Source organism: Micromonospora sp. NPDC085948, assembly GCF_040686315.1.
Taxonomy (GTDB): domain Bacteria; phylum Actinomycetota; class Actinomycetes; order Mycobacteriales; family Micromonosporaceae; genus Micromonospora.
The window spans coordinates 1,061,936-1,073,634 of record NZ_JBFBJW010000001.1 but is presented as its reverse complement, the minus strand read 5'-3'; the positions used below and the strand labels follow the sequence as shown (position 1 = coordinate 1,073,634).

Below are 11,699 nucleotides of genomic sequence, written 5' to 3'. Positions count from 1 at the left end.
CGTGGTCACTCAGTCCCTGCTCGGCCCGACGGCCGGGCGCGTCGAAGACGTGCACCGCATCGCGGTGTTGCGCGCCAACGCCCTCGGCGACTTCATCTTCGCCCTGCCGGCGTTGGACGCGTTGCGTGCCGCGTACCCCGGGGCGGAGATCGTGTTGCTCGGAGCGCCGTGGCACGCGAAGCTCCTGCGCGACCGGCCGGGCCCGGTGGACCGGGTGCTCGTGGTGCCGCCCGCGCCCGGCATCCGTGCTGCCGAGCCCGGCGAGTCGGAGTCGTCGATCGACGACTTCCTGGCCGCCGCTACCGGGTTCGACCTGGCGGTGCAGATCCACGGCGGTGGCGCCAACTCGAACCCGCTGATCAGTCGCCTCGGTGCCCGGGTGACCGTCGGCCTGCGCGCCGACGACGCGCCGCCGCTGGACCGGTGGCTCCGCTACGTCTACTACCAGCACGAGGTGATCCGCTACCTGGAGGTGGTGGGGCTGGTGGGAGCGCCGGCCACCACCATCACCCCGACGCTCGCGGTGACCGACGCCGATCGGGCCGAGGCCGCCCGGGTGCTCGGCTCGGCGGACCGGCGCCGGGTGGCGCTGCACCCGGGCGCCACCGACAACCGCCGCCGCTGGCCCGCCGAGCACTTCGCCGAGGTGGCGCGTGCGCTGCACGAGGACGGCTACGAGGTGCTGGTCACCGGCACGCCCGCCGAGCAGGAGGTGGTGGACCGGGTCGTCGCCGCGGCTCGGGTGCCGGTGCGCCCACAGGTGGGTACGCTCAGCCTGGGTGGGCTGGTCGGTTGCTACGCCGACTGCGCGTTGGTCATCTCGAACGACACCGGCCCGCTGCACGTGGCCGCCGCGGTGGGCGCGCCCACGGTGGGCATCTTCTGGGTGGGTAACCTGATCAACGGGGCCAGCCCGCTGCGGGGCCGGCACCGGCCGATCAGCTCGTGGACGGTGCACTGCCCGGTCTGCGGGGTCGACTGCACACCGGGCATCTATCCGCACCGACCCGGCGACGGTGAGTGCCCGCATCGGGACTCCTTCGTCGCCGACGTTCCGGTGATCGAGGTGCTGGAAGCCGCCCGGGAGTTGCTCACCCGGTAGTTCAGGCCGGCTGCGGGCTGTCCTCGTCGGCGAGGACGACCTCCCACGCCTCCACGTCCCGGTCGGTGACGGTGGTGGGGGACTCCAGGTGGTACGCGCCGCTGGGCAGGATGCCCGCACCGCCGTAACGGGCCAGCACCGCGAGCTGCGCGGCCACGTCCTCACCCTGGTGCTTCTCCTGCACCCGACGCCAGAAGTCGAAGCCGCCGGCGTCGACGAGCTTGGCCCGGTCGTAGAGCACGCACCCGCCGATCCAGGAGACCTTGTACGCCCGCCACGCCCCCGGCGGCAGCGCCAGTCGATCGGTGATGTGCAGCAGGTTCGCCGCCGAGTGGATCCGCGCGCGGTTCCACTCCGGGGTGTCGGGTCGGATCCGCTCCGGCGTGGGCGGGCCGGCCCACTCCTCGTAGTGCCCGTGCGAGTCCGGCCGCACGTCATCGGCGTACGACAGCCCGTGCACTCCGTTGCCGACGAATCCGCAGCCCAGCTCCCCGATCGCCGTCACCAACCGGTGCAGCGTCCCCGGTTCCAGCCAGACATCGTCGTCGAGGCTGAGGACGTACCGGGCGGTCGAGGAAGCGAGCAGGTACGCCCGGTGTTCGGCCAACCCCCGGCGGGGCAACCGGCGGGTCAGCAGCACCGGGTGACCCCGGTGCCGCAGCGCCCGGACCATGGTGGCCGCGGCGGGATGCGCGTACGCCGGATCCCCGTCGGACTGGTCGCTGACCACCACCCCGAAGCCGGGTACCCCGTCCTGGGCGGCGAGTCCGCCCAGGGTGACCGCCAACTCGGCGGGTCGGTTCCGGGTCGGAATCAACACGTCGACCAGCCGGTCGGTGCGGAACTCCGCCGGGGTGCCGAGGTCGAGGGGGCGGTTCACGACGCCTGGGTACGGGAGCTGAGCGACGGGTCGGGCTCCCGCTCAGCGGTGGGCGGCGACGGGTCCTGGCTGTGTGACCGGATCCGCTCGATGATCGCCGAGGTGGACCGGTCCGGCACGTACCCCAGGGTGTGCACCTGGCCGCCCAGCCGGCGCACCAGCGGCGCCTCCGGCACCAGCTCCGGCGGGTAGTCCCCGCCCTTGACATAGATGTCCGGCCGGACCGCCTCGATCAGCGCGGCGGGTGAGTCCTCCTCGAAGACCACCACATGGTCCACACAGGCGAGTGCGGCGAGCAGGGCACCCCGGTCCTCGACCGGGTTGACCGGCCGGTCCGGACCCTTCAGCCGGCGTACGCTGCCGTCCGAGTTGACCGCCACGATCAGCAGGTCACCCAGTGCGCGGGCCTGCTCCAGGTAGCGCACGTGCCCCCGGTGCAGCACGTCGAAGCAGCCGTTGGTGAAGACCACCGACCGTCCCGCCTCGCGGTACTCGGCGACGATCGCGTCCAACTCGTCGGTGCCGACCAGCGCGGGATGGCTCATCGTCTCGGTCGGCTGGCCGAGCGCGGTGAGCAGATCCTCCCGCCGGCACACGCAGGTGCCGGTGTCGGAGACGGTGATGGTGGCCGCCAACTGGGCGAGCTGGGCGGCGGTGGTCAGCGGCGCCTCGGCGGCCAGGGCCAACGTCATCGCCGCCAGGTACGCGTCGCCGGCGCCCACGGCGTGACTCGCCGGGACCGGCGTGCTGTGACTGCGCCGTGGCTCCCCGTCGGCGCCACCCACCACCGCCCCCTCGGTGTCCAGGGTCACCGCGACCACGTCGGCGCCGGTGTGCGCGCGCAACTCCGCGAGGCGCGACTCCGCCAGGACGGCCCGGTCGACGCCCTCCCCGGCCCGGGTGTTCACGGTGACGCCGGTGCCGGTGACGCTGAGCCCGTCGCCGGTGAGAGCCACCCGGTCCTCGCCCGGGGTGGGCTCACCGACCGGTCCCGGGTGGTTCTCGGTGACCTCGTCGGCGCGTACCCCGCCCGGGGCCGCGCCCACGCTCAGTTCGGACGGGCCGTCGGACGGGTCGCCGTGCGGGTGCTCCAGGTGCAGGTCGATGCCGGTGGTCGGTCGGGTCGTCGCGCCGGCTCGGGCCAGCAGCCGGGTCGCCTCGGCGAAGCTGGGCGTGACAACTGTCGGTGCGAGACCCCGCCAGTCGGCCAGGTCGTGGGCGTCCAACGCGACGGTGGCGTACCGCTCGCGTTGCTCGACCAGCCACGCGCGGACCGGCGCGGGCAGCGCACCCAGGCCGTAGTCGCAGACCACCAGGGTCGGTGCCTGCCCGCCGGCGGCGGCGCGCAGCTCCTCGGTGGCGCAGCTCAGGGCGGTGAGCAGTCGGGTCACGCCCTCCGGGTCGAGCGCGTCGTCCGGGTCTCCGGAGTCCTCGCGGAGCAGGATCTGGTTGCCGGCCAGCATCCGCCGCTTGACCGGGGTGGGCCGTCCGGGCTGGTTGACCGTGCGGTCCCAGACGCCCGCGCGGTCCAGACAGTCGTGCAACTCGTCACCGGCCACGTCGGCGCCGACCGGTGCCACCAGCACCGCCCGGCCGCCGAGGGCGGCGACGTTCACCGCGGTGTTCGCGGCCCCACCGGCGGCGGAGATCCGTCGGCGCAGGGTGAGGACCGGTGCGGGCGCCTCTCGGCAGAGCCGGTCGGAGTCGGCGAACCGCCACTCGTCCAACATGGCGTCACCGACGATCAGGACTGGGCGTTCGAGCCAGCTCTCCACGACGGTGGCGAGCCGGCGCTGTTCCGCTGCTGCTCCTGCCATGCCTCCCCGGGTCCCCAGCGCCCTCCTGGCCAAACCTGAGCCGCGCCTGACCTGCGGCTGTGTCCCCACCGTGCCCTTAGCGCCCGGCTGGGTCGTTTCGGACGTCCGGAGGCGGGAAGGGAATTGAGGTAACCCCGGAAAGGAGATGTACCGAGATGGCAGCGCAACTACAGGGCAAGCGGATCGCCTTCCTGGCCGCCGACGGCGTCGAGGAGGTCGAGTACGTCCAGCCGCGTGAGGCGGTCGAGAACGCCGGCGCGACCGTCGAGTTGGTCTCGCTCAAGCCCGGATCCATCCAGTCCTTCAACCACCTGGACCAGTCGAAGACGTACGACGTGGATGTGACCGCGGACAAGGCGGACGCCGACGGCTACGACGCGCTGGTGCTCCCCGGAGGTGTCGCGAACCCGGACTTCCTGCGGAGCGACCCGGACGCGGTGCAGTTCGTGAAGGCGTTCTTCGAGGCGGGCAAGCCGGTCGGGGTGATCTGCCACGGTCCGTGGACCCTGATCGAGGCGGACGTGGTGCGCGGCCGACGGATCACGTCGTGGCCCAGCCTGCGTACCGACCTGACGAACGCCGGCGCCACCTGGGTCGACGAGGAGTGCGTCACCGACGGCAACCTGACCAGCAGCCGCAACCCCGACGACCTCCCCGCCTTCTGCGAAGAAATCACCAAAACCTTCGCCGCCTAACCCCCTTTGCCTCGGTGATCAAGAGGTTTGCGTCAGTCTGGGCCGCGAAAATGACGCAAATCTCTTGATCACCGGTGTGGAGGGCAGGGGAGGGGGTCCGGTGAGGGCTGGTGGGGTGGTTTTTTGCGGGGTTGGGCGCATGTTCTGCGGCTCGCGGGATAGAAGGGCACATGACCACCGAAGCCTCCGCCGCGCCGGTGCTGAATCGTCAGCAGATCCGGCTGCTCATGTTCGGCCTGATGACCGGCATGCTGTTGGCCGCACTCGACCAGACCATCGTCGGTACGGCCCTGCCGACAATCGTCGGGGAACTGGGCGGGATCAACCACTACTCGTGGGTGGTCACCGCGTACCTGCTCGCCTCGACGGCGTCGACGCCGCTCTACGGCAAGATGGCCGACCTGTACGGGCGCCGCCCGGTCTTCCTCTTCTCGATCGGCACGTTCCTGGTCGGGTCGCTGCTGGCCGGGCTGTCGCAGAACATGACCCAGTTGATCATCACCCGGGGCATCCAGGGCCTCGGCGCCGGCGGTCTGCTGACGCTCGCGTTCACCATCATCTCGGACGTGGTGTCACCCCGTGAGCGTGGGCGCTACCAGGGCCTCTTCGGTGCGGTCTTCGGGATCTCGTCGGTGGCCGGGCCGCTGGTCGGCGGGTACTTCGCGGAGACCGACTGGCGGTGGATCTTCTACATCAACGTGCCGCTGGCGATCCTGGCCATCGTGGTCTGCTACCACGTGATGCGGCTGATTCCGTTCGAACGGCGGGACCACTCGATCGACTGGCTCGGTGCCGGGCTGCTGGTCGCCGGGGTGAGTTCGCTGCTGCTCGCGCTGAGCTGGGGTGGCAACGAGTACGCCTGGGGATCGGGTGTGATCATCACGCTGTTCGTCGTCGGTGCGGTGCTGGGGGTGCTCTTCGTCCTCCAGGAGGCCCGGGTGGCCGAGCCGATCCTGCCGCTGCGGCTGTTCCGCAGCGCCACCTTCGCCCTGGCCAACTCGGCGCTTCTGGTCATCGGTCTGGTGATGTTCGGTTCGATCATCTTCATCCCGCTGTACCTGCAGATCGTCAAGGGCGCCTCGCCGACCCGCAGTGGTCTGCTGATGCTGCCGATGATGGCCGGCATCATCATCACCTCGATCCTGACCGGTCGCGCGATGACCCGGATCGGCCGGTACAAGTGGTTCCCGGTGGCCGGGTCGGTGACGCTGCTGGTCGGCATGTTCCTGTTCACCCGGCTGGAGGTGAGCACCTCCCTCTGGGTGGCGTTCGGGTTCATGGTGGTGATCGGCATCGGCCTGGGTCTGTGTATGCAGTCGCTGATCCTGGCGGTGCAGAACGCGGTGTCCGTCCGCGACCTGGGCGCCGGCACGTCCTCGGCGACCTTCTTCCGGTCGCTGGGTGGTTCGTTCGGAGTGGCGATCCTCGGCACGGTGCTCTCGTCCCGGCTGGCCAGCGGGCTCGGTGACCGGCTGCCCGGCGCGATCGCGCAACTGCCGCCGCAGGAGCAGGCCGCCGTGGCGGCCAGTGGCGGCACCAACATCTCGATCAACGATCCGGCCACCATCCTGGCCCTGCCGGGGCCGGTACGCGCGGCCATCCAGGGCGCCTTCGTCGACGCGCTGGACATGGTCTTCCTGACCGCCGGCCTGATCGCCATCGTGGCGGTGGTGGTCACCCTGACGTTGCCGAACACGCAACTGCGGGGTGCCGGCCCGCAGGGTGCCACCGGCGGCGCCGACCCGCTCGGCGGTGAGGCCCCGGCCCCGGGCGGCAAGCCGCTGACCCGCGAGTCCAAGGAGGAGGCCGCCGCTGACATGGAGGCCAAGTCCCAGACGATGATCTGACCGGTGCCGGCCGGCCAGTTGTCCCGACCGCGGCCTGAGGCAACCGGCCGACCGTCGTGATCGACTCGGGGTCAGTGAAGTCGGGGTGTCCAGGTGGTAGGGACGCCCCGACTTCCGTGAGTCGGAGTTGACCTGGAGGGCGAAAGGGTCAGGCGGGGCGGCGGTAGACGCCGTACCACCAGGTCGCGGCCAACTCCCGGGCGGCCGCCGCGTCGGTCTCGGGGTCGGCCGAGGTCGTGCTGACGTGGTCGGCCAGGAAGCGGTCGCCGCCGACCACGATCAGCCGGCTGGCCGTCGTCACGTCCAGGTCGGCGGGGGTACGCCCGGCCTGCTGCTCGATCCGGAGCACGTCGACGGTACGGGTGACGAACTGCTCCAACCCCGCCGCCCAGTACTCCCGGACCACCTCGTCGTACGCGGCGACCTCGCTGATCGCCGCCAGCACCGGGGCGTACGTCCGGTATATCCGGATCACGTCGGCGAAGATCTCGGTGAGCACCGCGAGCGGATCGCCCGGATCGCCGGGGTTCCACTCGCCGGTGCGGCCGAACGAACTCTCCCGCATGGTGCCGGCGAGGCGCATGAGCAGCTCGCTCTTGTCCCGGAAGTGGGTGTAGAAGGTCGACCGCGCCACCCCCGCCTCGGCGGCGATCCGCTGGACGCCGAGGTCGGTGAAGCGAGCCCCCTGCTGAAGCAGTCGCTCGGTGGCCGCCAGCACCCGGGCCTCGACGGCGGCTCGCCCGTCGGGGTTGCTCGGGCGGCGGCGGGTGATCGAGGGCATAGCCGGAATCCTAGGTGGCCAGGTGCTCGATCGGCGACGTACGCTCGTTGCCGGACACAGTGTCCGACATAGTGACCAGGGAGCGCCCGACCATGGCCTCCGAACTCCGCCTCACGAGGAGCGACACGTGAAGTACCGACTGCTGGGCACCACCGGGGTGTACGTCTCGGAGATCTCGCTCGGCGCGATGACCTTCGGCGGCAGCGGGCACCCGCTCTGGGGCACCCTCGGCGGCCTGGCGCTGCCCGAGGTGCAGCGGCTGGTGGACACCGCGCTGGACGCCGGGGTCAACTTCGTCGACACCGCCGACGGCTACAGCGACGGCGAGAGCGAGGAACTGCTCGGCAAGGCGCTCGGCAAGCGGCGTCGCGACGTGGTGCTGGCCACCAAGGTCCACTCCCGGACCGGCCCTGGCCCGAACGACGTCGGCACCTCCCGGCTGCACATCATGCAGAACCTGGAGGACAGCCTGCGGCGGCTCGGCACCGACCACATCGACCTGTACCAGATCCACAACTTCGACCAGGTCACTCCCATGGAGGAGATGCTGCGCGCGCTCGACGACGCGGTCCGGCAGGGCAAGGTCCGCTACATCGGCGCCGCCAACTTCGCCGCCTGGCAGCTGTCCAAGGCGCTGGGCATCTCCGCCCGGGAGAAGCTGGCCGGCTTCGTCTCGGTGCAGGAGTACTACTCCCTGCTGGGTCGCGACGTCGAGCGCGACGTGGTGCCGATGGCACTCGACGCGGGCATCGGGCTGACCGTGTGGAGCCCGCTCGCCGGCGGTTTCCTCTCCGGCAAGGTCAGCCGGGACGGCGCCGTCGCCGACAGTGGTGCCCGTAGCGCCCAGCCTGGCTACGCCAGCTTCACGCCGTTCGACCCCGAGACCGCCTTCGGCGTGGTCGACGTGCTCAAGGGCGTCGCGGAGCGGCACGAGGTCAGCCCGGCCCGGGTGGCGGTCGCCTGGCTGCTGTCCCGGCCGGCCGTGACCAGCGTGATCGTCGGTGCCCGCAAGCACGAGCAGCTGGTGGACAACATCGCCGCCGCGGACCTCACGCTCACCGCGCAGGACCTCACCGAGCTGGACGAGGTCACCAAGCTGCCGGTCGCGTACCCGAACTGGATCCAGGAGGGGTTCTTCGCCGGCCTCCGTCACCCGCAGTGAGGCACGGCCCCCGGGGTCGCCCTACTTGAGGATGAGCCGGTTGGTCTGTTCGAAGACGTCCAGGTCGGCAAGGGTTTCGGTGACCGAGGTGGAGAGCGGGGCGGGGAAGCGGTCGCGGGGAAAGAAGCCGGCGTCGGTGGTCTCGTCGGTGACCCGGGCGAGCTGCCCGTCCCACTCCTCCACCTTGAACGCCGTGGTGAAGACCTGGTAGGTGTGCCCGTACATGTTGGTGCTCGTCCGGTCCGGGCCGGTGTAGAGGGCGAACGCGCAGACTCGCAGCGCACGGAGCCCGGTCTCCTCGCGGACCTCGCGGACCGCGCAGTCGGCGATCGACTCGCCCAACTCCATCGCCCCGGCCGGCATGGCCCACTGGCCGTTGTCCGAGCGTTGGATCAGCAGGATGCGTCCCGCGTTGTCGCTGACCACGGCGCGGGCACCGACGAACATCAGCGTCCGATCCCCGGCGAGCGCGCGCAACTGCCCCACGTACGAGTCGGCCCAGGAAATGCTCACCTGCGACAACTTACGGGGGTTCCCAACGTGTGACCGCCGACACTAGCTTGTTACCCATGCGTAGCACGATGATGGACGCCCCTCTGCAGGTCTCCCGGATCCTCGATCACGGCGCAGGAGTGCACGGCTCTGCCGAGGTGGTCACCTGGACGGGCGCCGAGCCCCGCCGGATGACGTACGCCGAGGTTGGTCGCACCGCCGCCCGGCTGGCACACGCGCTGCGCGACGAGTGTGGGGTGACCGGCGACGAGCGGGTCGCCACCTTCATGTGGAACAACAACGAGCACCTGGTCGCCTACTTCGCGGTGCCGAGCATGGGTGCGGTGCTGCACACGCTCAACATCCGGCTCTTTCCCGACCAGGTCGTCTACATCGCCAACCACGCCGAGGACCGGGTGGTGCTCGTCGACAGCACGCTCATCCCGCTGCTGGCCCGGGTGATCGGTGAGCTGACCACGGTGCGGCACGTCGTGGTGGTCGGTGGCGGTGACCCGGCTCCGCTGGTGGCGGCGGCCGGTGACCGGATAACCGTGCACCACTGGGACGCGCTGCTCGCCGACCGGCCCGAGGTGTACGACTGGCCCGAGGTGGACGAGCACGACGCCGCGGCGCTCTGCTACACCTCCGGCACCACCGGCAACCCGAAGGGCGTGGCCTACTCGCACCGGTCGATCTACCTGCACTCGTTGCAGGTCTGCATGCCGGAGGGTTTCGGTCTCGGACCGACCGACCGCGAGTTGGCCATCGTGCCGATGTTCCACGCCATGTCGTGGGGTCTGCCCTACGCGGCCTTCCTCTCCGGCGCGTCGCTGATCATGCCGGACCGGTTCCTCCAGGCCGCGCCGATCGCCGAGATGATCGCCGCCGAGCGGCCCACCCTGGCCGGCGCGGTCCCGACGATCTGGACGGATCTGCTGGCCTACCTGGACACCCACGATGTGGACACGTCCTCGCTCACCGAGGTGATCGTCGGCGGCTCGGCGTGCCCGCCGGCGCTGATGCACGCGTTCGACGAGCGGCACGGAATCGACGTCATCCACGCCTGGGGGATGACCGAGATGTCCCCGCTGGGGTCGGTCTCCCGCCCGCCGGCCGGTGCGACCGGCGAAGAGGCCTGGCGTTACCGCTACACCCAGGGGCGGGTGCCGGCGGGCGTGCAGGCGCGGATCGTCGGCCCGTCCGGCGACCCGATGCCCGCCGACGGCACCGCCGTGGGCGAGCTGGAGGTCCGTGGGCCGTGGGTGACCGCCCGGTACGTCGGTGACGACGCCCCGGACGAGGAGAAGTTCCGCGACGGCTGGTTGCGCACCGGCGACGTGGGCACGCTCTCGCCGGACGGGTACATCACCCTGACCGACCGCGCCAAGGACGTGATCAAGTCCGGCGGTGAGTGGATTTCCTCGGTCGAACTGGAAAACGCGCTGATGGGTCACCCGGCGGTGCTGGAGGCGTGCGTGGTGGGCGTGCCGGACGAGCGGTGGGACGAACGTCCGCTGGCCACCGTGGTGGTCCGGGAGGGCGCCTCGGTGACCGCCGAGGAGTTGCGGGACTTCCTGGCCGGCTCGGTGGCGCGCTGGCAGCTGCCCGAGCGCTGGGCGTTCATCGACACGGTGCCGAAGACCAGCGTGGGCAAGTTCGACAAGAAGGTCGTCCGTTCGCGGTACGCCGACGGCGAGCTGACTGTCCGGGAGCTGACAGCGCCGTAACGTTTCCTCCGGCACTGTCGCCGCACGGCGGGGAGTGTCACGCGACATTCCTCCGCAGGGGCGGCCCCGGCGTTCGCACCGCGCCGGGGCCGCCCGTTCCACGCGGGGTGACCCGCATAGTCATTGTTGCGAAACTTGTTCGCCTCTGTCCTGATGACGGGGAAATCGGGTGGTCAGCGACCCGATCAGGCGTCGCTCGTGGCGATGAGCACCTTGCCCACCGTCGAGTCCTCCACCGCCTGGTGCGCCGCGGCCGTCTCGGCCAGGGAGTAGGTGTGCAGCGGCAGGCCGGCATCGGCGCCGACCCGCAGACCGCCCTGGTCGGCCGCCGCCGCCACGTCCTTGACGCCCTGCGCCTTGGCCGCCTTCGGCTCGGTGTAGACCAGCACGAACTGCCACCTGGCGTTCGGCACCATCATCGCCCGGATCGGGATGCTCACCTCGTCGCCGCCGTCGTCGGCGTACATACAGACCGCGCCGCCGTGCCGCAGCACCTGTGCGTCGATTGCGGCGTTGCGGGCAGGGGAGACCTCCACGATCGTGTGCACCCCGTCGGGAGCGATCTTGCGGACCTCCTTGACCACGTCCTGCTCCCGGTAGTTCACCACGTAGGAGGCACCGGCAGCCGCCGCGAGCTGGGCCTTCTCGGCGCTGCTCACCGTGGCGACCACCGTGGCGTCGGCCCAGCGGGCGAGCTGGATCGCGGCGTTGCCCACCGCGCCCGCCCCGCCCTGCACCAGCACCGTGTGGTCGGCCAGCGCACCGGCGCGCAGCGTGTCCGGCATGAACTCGCCGGCGGTCAGGCAGCGGTGCGCGGTGAGGAACGGAATGCCCAGGGCCGCCCCCAGCTCGAACGGGGCGTCGCCGAGGCGTACCGCCTGTCGGACCGGCACCAGCGTGTATTCCGCCGCCGTGCCCCACGGCCGCTGCCAGGCGGCCTCCCAGATCCAGACGCGCTCACCGATCAGGTCCGGGTCGACCCCGTCGCCGACCGCCTCCACCACTCCCGCGCCGTCCTGCCCGGGAATCTGCCAACCCTTCGGCGCGGAGGAGCGCCGGGACTTCCAGTCGGTCGGGTTGACCCCCGACACCGCCATCCGGACCAGAACCTCGCCGGCCCCCGGCTCGGGCACCGGCCGATCGACCAGCTCCAGCACCGAAGGGTCGCCGGTCTGCTCGTACACGATCGCTTTCAT

10 protein-coding genes are annotated in these 11,699 nt (G+C 71.1%); 5 read left to right on the top strand and 5 right to left on the bottom strand.

From position 1 onward, the window contains the following. Nucleotide 1: 1 nt before the first annotated feature. A complete protein-coding gene (locus AB0O48_RS05155) occupies nucleotides 2-1,102 on the top strand; it encodes a glycosyltransferase family 9 protein (RefSeq protein ID WP_357251771.1) in 1,101 nt (366 codons plus the stop codon). Nucleotide 1,103: 1 nt separating this feature from the next. Here AB0O48_RS05155 and AB0O48_RS05150 read toward each other — a convergent pair whose 3' ends face one another. Next, nucleotides 1,104-1,982, bottom strand: coding sequence for a glycosyltransferase family A protein (locus AB0O48_RS05150; protein ID WP_357251774.1), 879 nt, complete (start codon nucleotides 1,980-1,982; stop codon nucleotides 1,104-1,106). Next, complete coding sequence (gene rfaE2, locus AB0O48_RS05145; RefSeq protein ID WP_357571949.1) at nucleotides 1,979-3,799, bottom strand: D-glycero-beta-D-manno-heptose 1-phosphate adenylyltransferase; 1,821 nt, start codon at nucleotides 3,797-3,799, stop codon at nucleotides 1,979-1,981. The genes AB0O48_RS05150 and rfaE2 overlap by 4 nt, the downstream gene beginning before the upstream one ends. A 155-nt stretch (nucleotides 3,800-3,954) precedes the next feature. Between rfaE2 and AB0O48_RS05140 the strand changes: the two genes are divergently transcribed. Further along, a complete protein-coding gene (locus tag AB0O48_RS05140) occupies nucleotides 3,955-4,494 on the top strand; it encodes a type 1 glutamine amidotransferase domain-containing protein (RefSeq protein WP_357251781.1) in 540 nt (179 codons plus the stop codon). A gap of 170 nt (nucleotides 4,495-4,664) precedes the next feature. After that, nucleotides 4,665-6,341: an MDR family MFS transporter gene (locus tag AB0O48_RS05135; RefSeq protein ID WP_357251784.1), complete on the top strand. Its 1,677-nt coding sequence runs from the start codon at nucleotides 4,665-4,667 to the stop codon at nucleotides 6,339-6,341. 148 nt (nucleotides 6,342-6,489) lie between these two features. Here the strand turns inward: AB0O48_RS05135 and AB0O48_RS05130 are convergent, their stop codons facing one another. Beyond that, nucleotides 6,490-7,122, bottom strand: coding sequence for a TetR/AcrR family transcriptional regulator (locus tag AB0O48_RS05130; RefSeq protein WP_357571952.1), 633 nt, complete (start codon nucleotides 7,120-7,122; stop codon nucleotides 6,490-6,492). Between the two features lie 127 nt (nucleotides 7,123-7,249). Between AB0O48_RS05130 and AB0O48_RS05125 the strand changes: the two genes are divergently transcribed. Beyond that, nucleotides 7,250-8,284, top strand: coding sequence for an aldo/keto reductase (locus tag AB0O48_RS05125; protein WP_357251790.1), 1,035 nt, complete (start codon nucleotides 7,250-7,252; stop codon nucleotides 8,282-8,284). A gap of 21 nt (nucleotides 8,285-8,305) precedes the next feature. Here AB0O48_RS05125 and AB0O48_RS05120 read toward each other — a convergent pair whose 3' ends face one another. Further along, nucleotides 8,306-8,797 carry an NUDIX domain-containing protein gene (locus AB0O48_RS05120; protein ID WP_357251793.1) on the bottom strand — a complete coding sequence of 164 codons (492 nt, stop codon included), beginning with the start codon at nucleotides 8,795-8,797 and terminating at the stop codon, nucleotides 8,306-8,308. A gap of 71 nt (nucleotides 8,798-8,868) precedes the next feature. On the opposite strand from AB0O48_RS05120, the gene AB0O48_RS05115 reads away from it, so the two are divergent. Further along, a complete protein-coding gene (locus AB0O48_RS05115) occupies nucleotides 8,869-10,503 on the top strand; it encodes a fatty acid--CoA ligase (RefSeq protein WP_365063282.1) in 1,635 nt (544 codons plus the stop codon). Between the two features lie 185 nt (nucleotides 10,504-10,688). Here the strand turns inward: AB0O48_RS05115 and AB0O48_RS05110 are convergent, their stop codons facing one another. Then, nucleotides 10,689-11,699, bottom strand: coding sequence for an NADPH:quinone reductase (locus AB0O48_RS05110; RefSeq protein ID WP_357571955.1), 1,011 nt, complete (start codon nucleotides 11,697-11,699; stop codon nucleotides 10,689-10,691).